Origin of the sequence: Scopulibacillus cellulosilyticus, from assembly GCF_042665295.1 — a bacterium.
Classification (GTDB): domain Bacteria; phylum Bacillota; class Bacilli; order Bacillales; family Sporolactobacillaceae; genus Scopulibacillus_A; species Scopulibacillus_A cellulosilyticus.
The window spans coordinates 166,680-184,418 of sequence record NZ_JBHTCO010000001.1 but is presented as its reverse complement, the minus strand read 5'-3'; the positions used below and the strand labels follow the sequence as shown (position 1 = coordinate 184,418).

The following is a 17,739-nucleotide window of genomic DNA, read 5'->3' as shown; positions in this document are numbered from 1 at the left end:
TCCCTCCTAGTAAAATAAATCTGGTTGGCGAACCAAAATTTATTTTATCACTAGAGGGGCTTTTTTTGTTACATCGCTGAAAGCTTTCCGGAACCATACGCCTAGCGTATGGTTTTCTTTTTATAAATAATGGCCAATGTTTTTTTAATAAAAAACCGGCTAAAACAATACAAAAAAACAAACTAGCAGTCGGGCTGTCCGGAACAAATGCCATGAATTTCAGCGGAGTCTCTTTCAGTTGAAACTTATACCAGTAAAAACCATATACGGTTCCTAATATATTAATGATCAATAAAGTTGTGATTACCCATTTTTGCTTAAGCAAGTAGTAAATGATGGTCATTATTTTCTCCTTGATTCAAGAATGTTTCATTATTAGATTTTACTTCATTTTATTATAATAACAAGAGATTTTCATTTTAATCCAATTTTGAATATTTCATTAAGGGGAATGTTAAGAAAATAAGCCGGCTAAAAAAGCCGGCTTATTTTTTACTTGATTTTGCTATGAATTCAGCTAATGTTTTTAAATCCTTTTTCGAACCCTTAAATGCATTTGCCGGCATTTTAGGGGGTATACCTTTAACAGCGACTTGTTCAACCAGAGAGGCAGGTATATTTTTTCCTATGAATGTCGGCCCTACTTGACCTTCAAGATTCTGTCCATGACAGTTCACGCAGGATTGGCTTGAGTATATTTTGTAACCTTTTGAACTTTTGTCAATACTAACCTTTTTTACAATTTTCCCCTGTTGCGCTGCTTGCCTCCAGTCGTGTGAAACGGTGGATTCCCATGTAAGATAAAAAATAGAGATGATAGCTAAGAGCATTAATCCTGTTGCTATCGGCCTTTTAGCCGGGCGCCGTTCAGGTCCCTTATCTAACCATGGAGCCAATAACAAACCGACGAGTGCAAGTCCTGGAATAACGATAGCACCCATGACTTTATATTGACCGGCCGCGTATGGATACTTCAGTAATTGATATAAAAACAGGAAATACCAGTCAGGCAATGGTATATAACCAGACTTTGTCGGATCCGCTTCAGCTTCAAGCGGTGAAGGTTCAACCATTGTTAAAACTAAGAACCCAACGAGAAAAACTGCGCCAACCATCCATTCTTTTAATAAAAAGTTCGGTAAAAAAGCTTCCATTTTTCCAGGATATTCCGAGTAATCCTTCGGGGGAACAAATCCTCCCTTTTCAGGAACCCTTGAATCTCCGACAAATTTCATTCCTTTTCCGCGATGCATGACTCTCCCTCCTTTTCACAGTTCAGTCAATCTTACAGCGGACCGGAAATACCTTGTCTGCGAATCATAATGAAATGCGCTGCTAACAGTCCCAGTAAGACTGCAGGTAAGAAGAATACATGAATAGCAAAGAATCTGGCTAACGTCTGTGCGCCTACAATATCACTGCCTTGCAGGAGTGTCTGTATCCAGCCGCCTATAAATGGGACGGATGCTGCAATTTGCATACCAACTTTTGTTGCAAACAATGCTTTCATATCCCAAGGCAACAGGTACCCGGTAAATCCTAAACCCAGAATGACAAAAAAGAGCAAAACACCTACAACCCAGTTTAATTCACGAGGTTTTTTATACGCACCAGTGAAAAACACGCGCAGCGTATGTAAAAACACCATCACTATCGTAACACTCGCACCCCAGTGGTGCATACCGCGGACAATTTGGCCGTATGCCACTTTATTTTGCAAATAAAATACGGAGTCCCATGCCCTGCTAATATCGGGAACATAATACATAGTCAAAAACATACCTGATAAGATTTGAATGACTATTGTGAAAAATGTTAATCCGCCAAAGCAATAAACAAACGCAGAAAAGTGGTAAGCGGGGTTGACATGTTCCGGCACTTCGTGATCCGCTAAATCGCGCCACATCGGTGTAATATCTAATCGCTCATCAACCCAATCATAGAGTTTTGCTAACATATATTACGCCCCCCCTCTTGGATGATCTTCCCCAAGGTAAATGGTGCCGCCTTTTATTTTCTTATCGTAAACATGCAATGGTGCAGGCGGCGGCGTGCCGGGAATGTTTATCCCGCTTTTCGTATAGCGGCCGCCGTGACACGGACAATGAAATTCGTTCGGATAAGCAGGATCGTTCCAGCTGACCGTACAGCCAAGATGAGTACAAATCGGTGAGAGAGCAAGAATATCTCCATTCTTTCCTTTGTAAATATAGGCAATTTTCTGTTGTTCAAATGTATGCCAGCCATCTACTGTTTTCACTTTAAACGTAAAGCGCTGCGGTTCATTTGTTAACTGATCAACATTTGTTACAGCGACCATTTTACCCGACTTTTGATTTTGTAAGAGCGGGTCAATGGCAAATCGCAGCATTGGCATTAGCATTCCGGCAGCCATAAAGCCGCCAACACCTGTTAGCGTATAATTCAAAAATTGCCTTCTGGTGACATCATGCTCATTATTGCTCATGGATTCCCCCCCTGTTCTGAATGTTTTCGGAAAAGTACCAACTATCGAAAATATTACTAGGACACCCTCATGATAGCGTAATCAATCTGTAATTGTCAATAAATATAGGCAATTGCCGCAAATATATTCAATTTTGAATTTGGGCCTGCCATCTTTGTGTAATTTGTCCCAACAAATCACTGACACCTTCATCAATAAACTTATTGCGATACTTATTTTCCATATGTTCAAGCGGAACAGCCGGCATCCACAGAAGACTGTCTAACAGACTATCGACTTGTTTCCAGTCTGCATCAGAGGTCAAATAAAAAATAAATTTTATCCCATTTCTCCTTAATTCACTATCCCAGTTTTTTAACTTTTGCAAACGTTGTTCAATACTTTCATTCCGTAAATATGTAAATGGCGGTATCTCAACGACTCTGCCTCTTAGCTGATGTTCAACTTCAATTGATAGAGTATTAATATATTGTCCTTCCCTTACTGAAGAGACTAATTGTTCATTCCACGAAAAAGGGATGAGAGGAATAATAACACTATCAATATATTCTTTTTCTTGTAAATACTTTTCTATATCTTTTACTTCCCACTTCATTGTCCTTCTCCTTTCTTTAATTTTAAAAGGTCGCCTTATAATAAGTATTCTTAAGTATCTGAAAAAATTTTAAACAATTTGTGAAATCTGACAGTATAAAGAAAACCCTTGATTATTTATCAAGAGTTTTTAATTCATTGAGTTGTTGCGTTAATTCATGAAAGCGTTCTTTATCACCGTTATCGAGAGCTTGATTAATCTCGCGGTAAATAGCTTCCTTTTTAAATTTAACTTCTACATGACTGATAACCTGATCGGCGATTTCCCCATATTTATCATGAACATCCGGCTGATGATATGGATTATCCTCAAGAACAGCAACATATTCAGGATTGCTGTATGGGGAGGAAAAGTTCATTTGAACATAAATCGGCTCTTCTTGATTTAAACGTATATCATGAAAGGCTTTTTCCGGATCATCAGTTTTGACATGATGTTTTCTATACTCAAAGGATATATTTTTCACTGATTTTTCAGAGATCACCATAGATCTGGGACATCCGCTAATATTATCAACAAATTTAAATAGGCTCATTAAGTGATCATCACTGATAACGTAATTTAACAGCCATACACACTCACGTCTTTTTAATTGATGATGATTTAAAAACCATTTTAAAAATAGACGCTTTTCATTAACAGATATGATTTGTTCCATAATCATCAACCCCTTTCATGTTTATAGTACCTGTAATGCAGGACGGTCAACTGTATATTTTAGATTACTGTTATTTGAAACCTTACAGTTATATATAATAATTCTACTTGCATTAATAAAAGTCCTGCTCAATTCTTTCGACAAAAGCTTGCAAATCTTGATTATCAGGATCATAGTTTACTGCTTTTCTTAAATAAGTTAATGCCTTCTCCCTATCCCCCATTTGCCATAAGAGTTCACCATACTCATTTAAGAATACCGGATCTTCCTGAAAATAGCTGCTGATTTTATGATATAACTCCAGAGCTTGTTCGAATTGTTCAACCTGTACATGAGATTTACCTAAAAACCATAACGTCGTCGGATCATCATTAGGCTCGTTTTCGAGCTGGTGAATGATGCCTTCATAATCCTCTTGTTCATATTTTATTTCAATCAATTGTTTTAATGCCTCTATATTATCAGGATTAATTTTTAGCGATTCATTGTAATAATGCTCGGCTTTTTTCCATTCATGTAGACCTGCAGCTAATTCTCCCGCTTTCATATAGAGACGTTCATTAAATTCATCAACCTTGATCCCTTCTTCAAGCGTGCTAAGCGCCTCGTCTTCGGCGCCTTCTTCCTGATAGGCTTGAGATAAAACTGGATACAGCGTACTATACTGCGGGTCCAGTTCTTTTAATTCTTCGAGTGCTGTGATGGCTGTTCTGAATTTCCCGGTTTGAAAGGCTGTCATTCCGAAACCGAATAAACCATCTAGCGATTTTTCTTTTTCCAGACCTTTTTCATAGTAAATTAAAGCTTCCTCAAACTGCCCGTTTAAACTCAAGGCTTCCCCAAGCTTTAAAGCAACGTTCTCGTGACTTAATGATTCTGCATGTAAAACTTTTTTGTAATAAGGAATCGCCTGGGACGGTTCGCCCAAAGATAAATAAAATTCACCCAAAGCATAGCTTAAGACCGGTTCATTTGGAGAAATTTTATAGGCATCCAGCAATTTCTTTTCCGCAACTTCATCAAGACCTTGAAATTGATAGAGATCAGCCAGGAGCAATTGGGCGCTTAAAAAATTTTCATCTAATTGATGGATTTTAGACAAAAGTCCGATCGCCTTTTCCTCTTTATCTTGATCAATATTTAGTTCAGCTAATTGTATGAGTAAATGGCTGTCGTTAGGATACTTTTTCAAAAGGCCATTATAGATATGTTCAGCACTGTCAATTAACCCCCAGTCCTGATAGAGCTCAGCAATTTGATAGGCTGTTTCATCGTCCGCTGTTTTTAATATTTCTTTTAACAGCTGCAATCCTTTTTCATGTTGTCCTGTTTCAACGAGTGTTACGGCTTGATTGATTTCATTCATAATAACTTATTCCCGCTCCTTAAAAAATAAGTGGATAAATTAAATATTAATCAAGAATCTGCTTGGCTTCAAGAAAAAGGCTGTAAAAAAAGAACTCCATACAATAAATGTATGGAGTTTATCAACTATCGATGGAGTGGAGAGAAACCATTTGACATCATTATAAAGGCTAATTTATAAAAAGGCAATACTATTTTCTAAAAATTTAATTTTATCTAACACTTTCTAATAACTCGTTGAACGTTGGAAAGGAAACGGCAATCGAATCCGTCCGTTCGACATTTATTGGTTCGTTTGCTACTTGTGAAGCAATAGCCAGCATCATGCCTATACGGTGATCGCCAAAACTGTTGACATCGCCGCCTTTTAAAGGTTTTCCCGGTTGGCCGTTGATGATCATGCCATCCTCTGTTTCTTCGATATCTGCGCCGAGCTTCCTTAATTGGCTGACTACCGTAACAATTCTATTTGTTTCTTTAACCTTTAGCTCAGCGGCATCTTTTATAACTGTTTGTCCTTCAGCCTGGGTGGCAATAAGAGCAAGAATAGGGATCTCATCAATCAGCCGGGGAATAACATCGCCGCCGATTTCCGTGCCTTGAAGTGACGAGGATCGGACAACAAGATCACTAACAGGTTCATCATTCACAATTCTTTGATTCTCAAGAGAAATGTCCGCCCCCATTGAATTCAAAATATCAAGAATACCTGTTCGAGTTGGATTTATACCTACATCTTCGATAATTAAATGACTATCCGGCGTTATTAAAGCCGCTGCAATAAAAAACGCTGCAGACGAAATATCTCCTGGCACTTTGATATGAGTCCCGGTTAATTTTTGCGGACCAGTAATCGTATGTACCGTCCCCTCAGTCAATACTGATCCCCCGAATGCACGAATCATTCTTTCTGTATGATCCCTTGACAGTTCAGGCTCCCTGACGACTGTCGTGCCTTCTGTCTGCAAGCCTGCCAGTAAAATAGCCGACTTTACCTGTGCGCTTGAAACAGGTGAATGATATTCCGTTCCATGAAGTTTGCTTCCATTAACGGTAATTGGGGCCAAGCGATTGTTAGAACGGCCGTAAATATCTGCTCCCATTTGTTTCAAAGGCAGCACAACCCTGTCCATTGGGCGCTGGTGAATGGAGGCATCACCGACAAGAACGCTGTAAAATGGTCTTGCCGCAAGAAGTCCGATCATTAAACGCATAGCGGTGCCTGAATTGCCAACGTCCAATACATCGACTGGCTCACTTAAGCCGTCAATCCCATTTCCAATAATAATAAGAGATTCTCCACTCTTTTCAATCCTTACGCCGAGCTGCCTCATACATTTCATCGTGTGAAGGCAGTCATCACCCATAAGGAACCCGTCAACAGTAGTTTCTCCCTCGGCGATAGCCCCCAAGAGCACTGCGCGGTGGGAAATTGATTTATCACCTGGCACTTTTATTTTCCCTTGAATTTTTTTCTTAAAACCATGAAATATTGTGTTTGTCATAACCATCACCTAATCGTCGAGATATGTCTTATACTGATTTTTCTCCAATATTTCTTTTGCTTGATCGCGTTGCTTTGATGTTTGAAAAGTTAACCGTAAAACACCAAAGATATTTTCGCGTATTTCGATAACATTAATATTTATTAAGTTAATACTATGTTCACCAATAATTCTTGTGACATCGGAAATAGCACCCGGTTGATCGGCTACATCAACATAAAGATCATAAATACCCGGAATTGCACCTTTTTCTTTTTGCGGAAATCCGTCGCGAAATGTTTTTGCATCAGCAAAAAATGCCTTGATTTTTTCTTTGTCATTATCAAGCAGCATTTCTTTGATCTTTGCCATTTCATCGCTCCATGATTGAAATAAAGCCAGCATCATATCACGATTATCAGAAATGATGTCCTGCCACATGATAGGATCGGATGATGCAATCCGCGTAATATCTCTAAACCCTCCTGCCGCCAACCTGCGCAGATTCAACCCTTTACCTGAATACTTTTTCAAATGATGCACAAGGCCAGAGGCTATAATATGAGGAAAATGACTAATTAAACCGACAGATTTATCATGCTGAGCGGGATCAACTGTCATAAATTTAGCCCTTGTGCCTTTTAACCAATTTTTTAATTCGTCAACTTGTTCAGGCTGTGCTTTTTCATTAGCAACAATAAAATAAAAAGCATTTTCAAAGAGATCCGGCTTAGAAGCTTGTACACCGCTTTTATGTGAACCTGCCATTGGGTGCCCGCCAATGAACACATACCGATCACTTAAACAGGCTTGAGCCTTTTCCATCACTTTCCTTTTTGTGCTTCCGGTATCTGTAATTAACACATCCCGCTTTAACTCTAAGGATGCCAGCTCTTCAATAACTTCTAAAATACTGTTAACAGGAACAGAAATAATAATTAAATCAGCGTCTTTTGCACCCTTTGACAGTTCGGTTACATATTCATCAATGACGCCAAGAGACCGGGCTTCAATTAGAGATTCAACCCGGCTGTCATAACCAATAATTTGTACATCATGTGCCTTGCGTATCGCTTGGGCGACTGATCCGCCTATTAAACCTAAGCCAATAATAAATACCTTTTTTTTCACCATAATAACGTCCTTTAAATTCTATTCTAGTTTGTCAGCTGGTTTTATTCCTGGATTTACCTTACCGGTAAGGCTTAAGTTCTTTGTGTCTCGCCTTCAAGTTGATTAGACGCATCATAGTTTCCAAAGAGTTTACATGACAGGACACGCTTGATATCTTCTAAAGCAGTCTGTCTTTTGGTGCCGTCATTTAATTGATCAATCCTTTTTTCTACCTCACGCATAATGGCGCTCCCTACAATAAAGCCATCACAGTACGGCTCGAGCATTTCAACTTGCCGATATGAAGATACCCCAAAGCCAACAGCAATTGGTAAATCACATACCGAGTTTACAGTTTGCAGGAACCGATAAACATCCGGATGGAACTCTTCTCTGACACCCGTAACACCAAGAGATGAAACACAATACAAAAAGCCTTCCGATTCTTCCCCGATTTTTGAGAGCCGCTTAACTGATGTTGTCGGTGCAACAAGAGAAATTAAAGGAATACGATGATTTTTCCCCATCTCTCTCAGTGAATGGCTTTCTTCAAAAGGTAAATCAGGAACAAGAACACCGTCTACATCATATATTTTGGCCAATTCGAAGAATCGCTCTTCCCCTAATTGTAACAAAAGATTATAGTAAGTAAATATAATTACCGGAATTTTTAATCCTCTTTCCCGCATGATAGGAACCATCGATATCGCTTTTTCCAAAGTCATTCCGTGTTTTAACGCCCGTATCGAAGCTTTTTGGATAACCGGACCGTCTGCAAGGGGATCAGAATAAGGTATGCCGAGTTCAATAGCATGAGCCCCCATAGACTCCAGCTTTAACGCTAAATCAACAGTGGTTTTAGTATTGGGGTCTCCCGCGGTGATATACGGAATAAACATCATTTTGTTATTTTTAGAAATATAGCGGTTAAAGCGAGACATGGCTGTCACTCTCCTTCAATACATTCATGATTGTTTGAACATCCTTATCGCCGCGGCCTGATAAACAAACTAATAAAGACTCTTCGGGCGTCATTGTTTTTGCCTTTTTAAAAGCTAAAGCAAGAGCATGAGCGCTTTCTAAGGCTGGTAATATACCTTCCTTCTCACACAATACTCGTAAAGCTCCTACGGCTTCTTCATCGGTTATACTTTCATATTGGGCCCTGCCCGTTTCAGATAAATAAGCATGTTCCGGACCAATCCCCGGATAATCCAGCCCGGCTGAAATTGAATAAGGTTCCACAATTTGACCATCTGCATCTTGAAGCAAGTAGGTCAACGCCCCATGAATGACACCTTTTCGGCCTTTTTTTAATGTAGCCGCATGGTCCCCGGTATCTAATCCCTTACCCCCGGCTTCGGCACCAAACAGTTTGACATCATCTTTAAGAAAAGGATAAAACATCCCCATTGCATTGCTGCCGCCGCCAACACATGCACAAACTGCATCCGGGAGTTTCCCGGTCATACTTAACATTTGCTCCCTGGATTCGTCTCCTATAACTCTTTGAAAATCTCTCACCATCATTGGATACGGATGAGGGCCAACAACAGACCCAATTAAGTAAAAGGTATCATCAACATGAGATACCCAATAACGAATCGCTTCATTGGTTGCATCTTTTAATGTCTGACTGCCGCTTTCAACAGCTACCACTTCTGCTCCTAATAGTTCCATTCGAAAAACATTTAAAGACTGACGTTCAATATCCTTTTTACCCATAAAAACTTTACAGGTAAGTCCCAGGTATGCGGCAATCGTCGCGGCGGCTACACCGTGTTGACCGGCACCAGTTTCTGCAACAATTTTCCGCTTGCCCATTCGGTGGGCAAGAAGTCCCTGACCGATAGCATTATTAATTTTATGGGCGCCAGTATGGTTTAAATCTTCCCTTTTCAAATAGATTTGCGCGCCGCCAATTTCTTCGCTCAATCGTCTCATATACGTCACAGGTGTCGGACGTCCTGAGTATTCTTTCAAAGTTTGCTGGTATAGTTTAAGAAAATCATTATCGTTCATAGCGTCTGTTAATGCAGTCTCTAACTCTTCTAAAGCATACATTAAAGTTTCAGGAACGAATTTTCCGCCAAATTCACCGAATCGTCCCAAATGATTAGGTAGTTGCATGTATAAATCCCGCCTTTTTCGCAATTTGTCTTATTTTTTCCGGATCTTTTCTTAACTCGGTTTCTATACCGGATGCTATATCAATACCCTCCGGTTCGTATGTTAATAAACGGTCAATATTATCCGGGCGGATTCCGCCGGCTATGAAACAATGAACACCCTGTCTTTTTGCTTCTTTCGTATATGCCGGGACGTGCTGCCAATCAAAGGATACTCCGCTTCCGCCCCATTTTGCTGTTTTCGTATCAATGATAAAGCCATCAATGACTCCTTCATAAGCTTGCATTTTTTTAACAGTATCTTGGTCCTGATGGATAGCTTTCCAAACTGGTTTATTAATTTGACATTTTAAATCAAGAATGTCATCTACCGTTTCATTGCCGTGACATTGAATGACATCAATCGGCAAGCGCCCGACAGCCCTTTTAATAAACGATACGGGACTATTGACGAACACGCCGACAAGTTTCTGACATGGTTTTAACTGAATGGTCCGAAACCAGGCTTCAGCCTCAGAAATGGACACTTGCCGCTTGCTTTCTTTAGCAAAAACGATACCAATAAACTGCGCTTCACTTTGAACAGCTAATTTCAAGTCGCTTAACGAATGATTTCCGCAAAATTTAAGAAGCGGCCGGTTCATTTAACTCTCTCCCTAAATAGATGCGCTAACCCTTCCTTTGGCGTAGGCGCAGTCATCAATGCTTCGCCGACTAATGCGCCAGTGACTTGATGACTTATTAATAAATCGATATCTTCCGCCGTTTTAACACCTGATTCGCTGACGATGACAAGCTCTTTCGGAATCATCGGCAAAAGCTGTGCTGTCGTTTCCAAGGTTGTTTCAAAGGTTTTGAGATTACGATTATTAATCCCGATTATCTCAGGTTTAAATTCATTTAAAACGCTGGAGAGTTCATTGGCATCGTGAACTTCGACTAATGCTTCAAGGCCCAGATTATAAGCTTCCAAGTAAAACTCATGAAGCTTTTTAGCGCTTAGGGCGCTTGCAATAAGAAGAATAGCATCTGCACCGATTAAGCGGCTTTCTTCTATTTGCCTCTTATCAATAATAAAATCCTTTCTTAGCACAGGAATATCAACTGCCTGCTTCGCTTTAATAAGATTTGTATTTGACCCTTGAAAATAGACTTGATCGGTTAAAACTGAGATAGCGTCTGCACCGGCTTGGGCGTAGTCACGGGCTACCTCATCCGGTTCAAGGTTCTCTTTGAAAAGCCCTTTTGAAGGAGAGGCTTTTTTAATTTCAGCAATGATGCCAAGCGGGCGATTGGAATGAATAAGTGCTTCCTTAAGGGACTTCCTGCTAATATTTTTTGTCTCTTCCGGCATAACTAAAGTCTTGCATTCCGTTTTTTTCGTTTCAAGTATTTGATTAAGCATGAGTTTCCACCTTCTTAAGCGATCTTAGTTTTTGCAATTGATTATAGCCTGCTCCGCTGTATAATGCTTGGCTCGCCTTTTCGACACCTTCTGTAATAGAACTTGTTTTTCCGTAAACATAAAGACCGGCTGCGGTATTAAGCAATACTGTGTCAATAGCCGCTTGCGGTGCACATCCTTTAAAAACTGCTTCAATCAAATCAGCACTATCCTTTGCATTTGCAACCTGAATGGCCGACAAAGGATGGCTTTTTAACCCGACATCCTCCGGAGAAATTGAAAAATGCTCTATTTTTTCTCCTTCAACAAGAATCATCTTCGTTTTTCCAGCTATCGTTACCTCATCTAATCCATCTTCTCCGGTTACCAGAAGCATTCGTTTCGCTCCTAACCTTACAAGCGCTTGAGCAAGCTTTTCCGCTAAATGACAGTCATAAACACCAATGAGCTGCTTTTTGCACGAGGCAGGGTTAACAAGCGGGCCAAGAAGATTAAATGTTGTCCGAAATCCTAATTCCCGTCTTGGCTCTGCGGCATGTTTCATTGAACGATGATAGCTCTGTGCAAATAAAAAGCATAAATCATGATCTTTGAGTGACTGAACGGCCTCTTCCGGGGCAGATTGCACTGGAATGTCTAACAGCTCAAGGACATCGACACTGCCGCTTTTCGATGAAACCGCGCGATTTCCGTGTTTAGCAACTTTGACACCCATAGATGATAATAAAATAGCAGATGCAGTTGAAATATTAAAAGTCGATGCACAGTCCCCTCCTGTTCCGCAAGTATCCATAACATCCTCTTCATGCTCGATTTTTAAAGCATGCGAACGCATTGAACGGATAAATCCAGTTAGTTCGTCTACCGTCTCTCCCCGGAACCTGACCATTGACAGGAAGCTGGCAATTTGAACTGGCGATGCCGTGCCGTTCATAACCATTTCCATTGTTTTCATCGCTTCTTTTTCAGTTAAAGTACCGCCGTTAATGATATATTCCAATGTTTTTTTAAACATATTGACCCTCCTTGGCTGCCGTAAAGAGTACCCGGGCCTTTTCCGCCGTTTGCAGCAATGCCCGTGCCTTATTGAACGTCTCTTCCCATTCCGCTTCAGGTACCGAATCGGCTACAATACCGGCTCCCGCTTGAATATAGGCTTTTTCGCCAATACATGTAAACGTTCGAATGGTAATACACATATCCATATTGCCATCAAACCCTATATAACCAACCGCTCCACCGTAAAAGCCTCTGGATACAGGCTCAAGTTCATTAATAATCTCCATTGCTCTAATCTTAGGCGCTCCAGAAAGCGTCCCGGCAGGGAAAGCTGCCATCAGTGCATCAACAGGCGAGGCATCTTCTTTCAGCGTCCCCTGAACAACAGATACAAGGTGCATCACCTTAGCAAATCTTCCTACTTCCATTAATTTCGTTACCTCTACACTGCCAAACTCTGAAACTTTTCCGATATCGTTTCTTGCTAAATCAACAAGCATTAAGTGTTCAGCACGTTCTTTATCGTCTTGGAGCAATTCTTCAGCTAATCTGCGGTCATTTTCTTTATCATTACCGCGCGGACGCGTACCCGCTATCGGATGAATTTCCGCTACCCGATCCTGTACTTTAACAATTCTTTCAGGAGAACTGCCGACAAGCTCATAGCCGGAGCCTTTAAAATAAAATAGATAAGGTGATGGATTGGTAACCCGTAATGCACGATACAGCTCCCACGATGAGACAGGCAGATCAATCTCCATCCGGTGGGATAAAACCGTTTGAAAAACATCCCCGGCAGTAATGTACTCTTTAATTTCTTCAACCTTTTGACAATACTCTTGCTTACTCATGGTTGATGTAATAGAAAGACCTGAAGCCTTATCATCAACATTATTTTGAGAAAAACGAATGAAAGAATGGCTTAATGATTTATTACGAAGCTGATTGACAATTTGATTTAAAAAGTTCTTTTCATTTTCCAGACATATTTGACGTTCTTTTTCAGACAAAGCTTCTTCAAACGTTAAATAATGAATGGCATTAACCATCTGTTCAAAATGATCAAACGCGATAATTGTCCGGCAAAATACAAACTCATATACTGGCGTTTTGAGATCATTGCTATGATGCTTCGGAATTTTTTCGAAATCAGATACCGCATCATAACCGACACAACCAACAGCACCGCCGGAAAAAGGCAAGTCTAAATCGGTTTTGATAACGTTAAAAAAATCCTTGGACCTATTCATAATATTTTTCAATGAACTTGCTTCAATAAGAACGCTGCCGTTAGTATCTTCTAAGACAAAGCGCTCTCCATGTTTTTTTATATAAGCGAAAGGATTAAGACCTATAAATGAAAATCTGCCCCATGATGATTGACCATCACGGCTTTCAAGCAAATAACAGAATTGGTCTTGGAACAATTCAGCAATTTCAATAGGGGTAAACACATCTGTAAAAAAACTATCCTTAAGCGGAATAGTGACATACCTTTTTCGGGGATTCATGATCTCACTCCTCCTTGTCATCTAAGGGGGAATAAGTGCGATCGAGGTCAAGAGAAGGCAAAAAACCCATGGGTAAAGGAACAGCCCATGGGTATACTTATCCATCATTAATTACCCTCAGCTCAACTCTACTCTATACACTCATTCTCATCTCAACTAAACTCATCTAATAATTATCACTTTAAACTTTATGAAAGTATAAAATAAAAAACTGTAAATTGTCAACAGTCTTTATTCATTTTACTTTATAAAAGCAGATAAAACTTTTTTAACTTCTTCTATGTCAACCGTTTTAGTTTCAACGCTGCCAATTTCTTTCATTAAAACAAACCGCAGGCGACCCTCTTGTGTCTTTTTGTCATAAATCATACGGTGCAAAATGCTTTCAATACTAAGACCGGCGGGTACTTGAGTCGGTAATCCCAGGGCCTCAAGCCATGATGATACTTCAGCTGTCCTCAGCTTATGACCATAATAATGTTCACTTAGATGCATGGCAAACACCATCCCGATTGCCACTGCCTCGCCATGCGCCAACCTGCCGTACCCAAATTCACTTTCAATCGCATGGCCCAGCGTATGCCCAAAATTCAAATGCGTTCTAATCCCTGATTCACGCTCATCTTCGCGGACAATACCCGCTTTCACACGGATGCCTTCCTTGATAAAAGGCTGAATATTTTCCGGTGTCATCGCTGCTTCATCAGGAATCGCTGCTTTTAATTGCTCAAAAAACCGTGTTGAATCAATCAGACTATGTTTGATAAGCTCTGCAAACCCTGAACGCCTTTCCCTTAACGAAAGCGTTTCAAGTGTTTCGGTATCGTAAATCACAGCAGAGGGGTGATAAAAAGCACCAATTAAATTTTTACCCATTTTATGGTTGATTGCGACTTTTCCGCCAACACTGCTGTCATGAGCGAGCAGTGTTGTCGGCATTTGAATAAAGCCAACGCCTCTTAGATAAGTCGCAGCAACAAAACCTGCCAAATCACCGACAACGCCGCCTCCAAGCGCAATGACACACGTACGGCGATCGAGTTGTTTTTCCAGCATATCATCCAAAATCTCCTGATACGTGTTCATGCTTTTGGCATTTTCACCTGATTGGACGGTATATATAGATGTTTTAAAGCCGGATAAAGCCTCGTACACTTCATCACCGTAATAACGGCCAACCTGATCGTCGGTAATGATATAAAAACTTGAATACTTTTCCGGAATCATTTCAGCCAAACGAAACCTTAAGCCTGGACCAATATAAACAGGATAATCAGCTTGTTTTGTTTGAATGATTAATTTATCCATTAAAAATTCATCGCCCATTCTTGATATTTTTCGAAGGCTTCTTTCATTTCTTCCATTCTGTCACCAGGGAACTTTTCCATCATGGCTTGAGCAATCTCCCAGGCAACAACATTTTCGCACACAACACTTGCCGCAGGTACCGCACAATTATCAGAGCGTTCAATACTTGCAGAAAATGGTTCCTTCGTTTCAATATCAACACTTTGCAAAGGTTTGTAGAGCGTCGGAATTGGTTTCATAACCCCTCTGACAACAATCGGCATACCTGTTGTCATTCCGCCTTCAAAACCGCCAAGTCTGTTTGTTTTTCTGGTAAATCCTTTATCTTCCGACCAAATAATTTCGTCGTGAACTTGACTTCCCGGGATATGCGCGGCAGAAAATCCAATGCCGAATTCAACACCTTTAAAAGCGTTGATACTTTGCACTGCCATAGCAATCCGTGCATCAAGCTTACGGTCATAATGAACATGGCTGCCCAGTCCTACTGGTACGCCTGTGACGATAACTTCAACGACTCCCCCGAGAGAATCACCATTATTTTTCGCTTCATCAATGGCTGCTATCATTTTTTGTTCCGCATCTTTATCCATACAACGAACCGGTGAAGCCTCAGTTACTGTCCGGATGTCTTCTATAGATGAAGAATACTCATGTTCATCTTTTACACCGCCAATTTCTACAACACGTCCTGCTATCTCAATACCAAACTGTGACAAAAATTGTTTTGCTACCGCCCCGATGGCAACGCGAATCGTCGTTTCCCTCGCGGAAGAACGTTCCAAAATATTTCTCATATCCCGATGTCCATATTTAATGGCACCGTTTAGATCGGCATGCCCCGGTCTTGGGCGGGTCACTTGCTTTTTAACTTCTTGAGAGCTATCAATCGGCTCCGCTCCCATAATGTCCTGCCAATTCTTCCAGTCTTTATTTTGAACGACCAGCGCTACCGGGGCACCTGTTGTCTGTCCATGTCTGATACCGGATAAAATTTGAACTTGATCAGTCTCAATTTTCATTCTGCGCCCGCGGCCATAGCCCCCTTGTCTCCGCTTAAGTTCGGCATTTATCGCCTCCGCTGTAATTCCCAAATGAGCTGGAAGCCCTTCAATTATCGTTGTTAATTGCGGTCCATGTGACTCTCCTGCTGTTAGAAATCTCATTTTTTATATCCGTTATGAAAAACATATAGAACGTTAATTTTAACAGTTCTATAATGTTACATGTTTTTCAAAAACGGTCTCCCTCCTTGTCCATTTTATATTTTTATTAAAATTCAAACCAAACCTTAAAATTTATTTAAGTTTTTCATAGAAAAAACTTTCAATACTCTTAAGTTGGTAAGTTTCCGGGTTAAAAATCTGCTCTGTACTTCCTACAAATAATATACCGCCCGGCTTCAAAGCGCGGCTAAATTTTTGATAAATCATTTGTTTTGCATTATCAGTAAAATATATAAGAACATTCCTGCATACAATTAAATCAAATTTATGATTGACGGGATCAGCTAATAAATTATGTTTCTGGAATACAATAGGACTTTTATAATCATCTTTAATCAGGTAATCTGAACCTTCTTTGACAAAAAATTGTTCTCGTTCCTGATTTAAAAATGATTTAAGTGCCTGTTTAGAATATTTCCCGTTTGAAGCCAATGTTAAAGCTTGTTTATCAATGTCAGTTGCCCAAATGTTAAATTCAGAACATTTAAAGTGCTTTGATAAAATAATCGATAATGTATAAGGTTCTTCTCCAGTTGAGCATGCAGCACTCCAAACATTCATGCTGGCTGACGTTTCTCGAATTTTTGGAATTAAAAACTTATCAAGAATTTCCCACCTTGAACGGTTACGATAAAATTCTGTGACATTAATCGTCATTCTATCAAGACATTCTTCTAATAGTTCTTTTGATTGTAACATACTTTCATAGTAATTTTTAAACGAAGTTATTCCCCGTTTCATTCTTAGCGAATTTAAACGTCTTTTCATCTGACTTTCTTTATAGAGTGATAAATCAATGCCAGTTAAGTGGTACATCTTAACTTTAAACCATTCAAAATCGGTCTGCACGATGCCGCCCCAACCTTTACCTCAGCATATAATATCAAACAGGGTGTCAAAAAACCAGCCCCGCAGGCTGGTTTTAATTATGATTAAATGACAGGCGTTCACCAGCACCTCGCTTAGTGAACGCCATACATTACTTCATACCCATTTATTAACAATTTTTTCGTAACTTATGAGATCGCTTTCATCAAAAAATAAGGCAATTTCGCGTTCTGCACTCTCAGGCGAGTCTGAACCATGAATAATATTTTGGCTAACCTGAACGGCAAAATCTCCGCGAATACTGCCGGGAGTAGCATCAGCAGGATTAGTAGCCCCCATCATTTGACGAGCTTGTGCAATAACATTTTCCCCTTGCCAAACCATAGCAAAAACAGGTCCGGAAGTAATAAAGCTGACAAGCTCACCAAAAAAAGGCTTATCTTTATGTTCGCCATAGTGCTTTTCTGCGAGCTCTTGAGATACCTTCATAAGTTTTGCTCCAACAAGCTGAAAACCTTTGCTTTCAAAGCGGTGAACGATCTCCCCGATTAAATTGCGTTGAACGCCGTCAGGTTTCACCATTAGAAAAGTCTTTTCCATTGTGATTTCTCTCCATTTCCTATGTACTCTCTGAAAGGATGTTTAAAAAGT

General features: G+C 40.1%; 19 protein-coding genes. All 19 read right to left on the bottom strand.

Going from position 1 to position 17,739, the window contains the following annotated elements:
- Positions 1–343, bottom strand: a 343-nt coding sequence (locus tag ACFQRG_RS00970; protein WP_380962728.1) for a DUF1405 domain-containing protein, incomplete at its 3' end; no start/stop codon positions are given.
- 142 nt (positions 344–485) lie between these two features.
- The gene (locus ACFQRG_RS00965; protein ID WP_380962726.1) at positions 486–1,253 is read right to left on the bottom strand and encodes a menaquinol-cytochrome c reductase cytochrome b/c subunit; all 768 of its coding nucleotides are present in this window, start codon (positions 1,251–1,253) and stop codon (positions 486–488) included.
- A gap of 32 nt (positions 1,254–1,285) precedes the next feature.
- A complete protein-coding gene (qcrB, locus tag ACFQRG_RS00960; RefSeq protein WP_380962724.1) occupies positions 1,286–1,957 on the bottom strand; it encodes a menaquinol-cytochrome c reductase cytochrome b subunit in 672 nt (223 codons plus the stop codon).
- Between the two features lie 3 nt (positions 1,958–1,960).
- Entirely contained in the window at positions 1,961–2,467 is a 507-nt protein-coding gene (locus ACFQRG_RS00955; RefSeq protein WP_380962722.1) for a ubiquinol-cytochrome c reductase iron-sulfur subunit, read from the bottom strand.
- A gap of 127 nt (positions 2,468–2,594) precedes the next feature.
- Positions 2,595–3,062, bottom strand: coding sequence for a YpiF family protein (locus tag ACFQRG_RS00950; RefSeq protein ID WP_380962720.1), 468 nt, complete (start codon positions 3,060–3,062; stop codon positions 2,595–2,597).
- Positions 3,063–3,174: 112 nt separating this feature from the next.
- Positions 3,175–3,720 carry a ReoY family proteolytic degradation factor gene (locus ACFQRG_RS00945; RefSeq protein ID WP_380962718.1) on the bottom strand — a complete coding sequence of 182 codons (546 nt, stop codon included), beginning with the start codon at positions 3,718–3,720 and terminating at the stop codon, positions 3,175–3,177.
- Positions 3,721–3,832: 112 nt separating this feature from the next.
- Positions 3,833–5,086 (bottom strand): tetratricopeptide repeat protein, encoded by a 1,254-nt coding sequence (locus ACFQRG_RS00940; RefSeq protein WP_380962716.1) that lies wholly within the window; start codon positions 5,084–5,086, stop codon positions 3,833–3,835.
- 211 nt (positions 5,087–5,297) lie between these two features.
- Entirely contained in the window at positions 5,298–6,590 is a 1,293-nt protein-coding gene (aroA, locus tag ACFQRG_RS00935) for a 3-phosphoshikimate 1-carboxyvinyltransferase (RefSeq protein WP_380962714.1), read from the bottom strand.
- A 9-nt stretch (positions 6,591–6,599) separates the two neighbouring features.
- On the bottom strand, positions 6,600–7,703 hold the full coding sequence (locus ACFQRG_RS00930) for a prephenate dehydrogenase (protein WP_380962712.1): 1,104 nt from the start codon (positions 7,701–7,703) through the stop codon (positions 6,600–6,602).
- Between the two features lie 71 nt (positions 7,704–7,774).
- Positions 7,775–8,623, bottom strand: a complete 849-nt coding sequence (gene trpA / locus ACFQRG_RS00925) for a tryptophan synthase subunit alpha (RefSeq protein ID WP_380962710.1) — start codon at positions 8,621–8,623, stop codon at positions 7,775–7,777.
- Positions 8,610–9,812, bottom strand: a complete 1,203-nt coding sequence (gene trpB, locus ACFQRG_RS00920; protein ID WP_380962708.1) for a tryptophan synthase subunit beta — start codon at positions 9,810–9,812, stop codon at positions 8,610–8,612. Before trpB ends, trpA begins: the two co-directional genes overlap by 14 nt.
- On the bottom strand, positions 9,799–10,455 hold the full coding sequence (locus tag ACFQRG_RS00915) for a phosphoribosylanthranilate isomerase (RefSeq protein WP_380962706.1): 657 nt from the start codon (positions 10,453–10,455) through the stop codon (positions 9,799–9,801). The genes trpB and ACFQRG_RS00915 overlap by 14 nt, the downstream gene beginning before the upstream one ends.
- Complete coding sequence (gene trpC / locus ACFQRG_RS00910; RefSeq protein ID WP_380962704.1) at positions 10,452–11,216, bottom strand: indole-3-glycerol phosphate synthase TrpC; 765 nt, start codon at positions 11,214–11,216, stop codon at positions 10,452–10,454. The genes ACFQRG_RS00915 and trpC overlap by 4 nt, the downstream gene beginning before the upstream one ends.
- A complete protein-coding gene (gene trpD / locus ACFQRG_RS00905; RefSeq protein WP_380962702.1) occupies positions 11,209–12,231 on the bottom strand; it encodes an anthranilate phosphoribosyltransferase in 1,023 nt (340 codons plus the stop codon). The genes trpC and trpD overlap by 8 nt, the downstream gene beginning before the upstream one ends.
- A complete protein-coding gene (gene trpE / locus ACFQRG_RS00900; RefSeq protein ID WP_380962700.1) occupies positions 12,224–13,726 on the bottom strand; it encodes an anthranilate synthase component I in 1,503 nt (500 codons plus the stop codon). Before trpE ends, trpD begins: the two co-directional genes overlap by 8 nt.
- 240 nt (positions 13,727–13,966) lie before the next feature.
- Complete coding sequence (gene aroB, locus ACFQRG_RS00895) at positions 13,967–15,034, bottom strand: 3-dehydroquinate synthase (protein WP_380962698.1); 1,068 nt, start codon at positions 15,032–15,034, stop codon at positions 13,967–13,969.
- The gene (aroC, locus tag ACFQRG_RS00890) at positions 15,034–16,200 is read right to left on the bottom strand and encodes a chorismate synthase (RefSeq protein WP_380962696.1); all 1,167 of its coding nucleotides are present in this window, start codon (positions 16,198–16,200) and stop codon (positions 15,034–15,036) included. Before aroC ends, aroB begins: the two co-directional genes overlap by 1 nt.
- Positions 16,201–16,332: 132 nt before the next feature.
- Positions 16,333–17,109 (bottom strand): CheR family methyltransferase, encoded by a 777-nt coding sequence (locus ACFQRG_RS00885; protein ID WP_380962694.1) that lies wholly within the window; start codon positions 17,107–17,109, stop codon positions 16,333–16,335.
- A gap of 135 nt (positions 17,110–17,244) precedes the next feature.
- The gene (gene ndk / locus ACFQRG_RS00880; RefSeq protein WP_380962692.1) at positions 17,245–17,688 is read right to left on the bottom strand and encodes a nucleoside-diphosphate kinase; all 444 of its coding nucleotides are present in this window, start codon (positions 17,686–17,688) and stop codon (positions 17,245–17,247) included.
- Between the last annotated feature and the right edge of the window lie 51 nt (positions 17,689–17,739).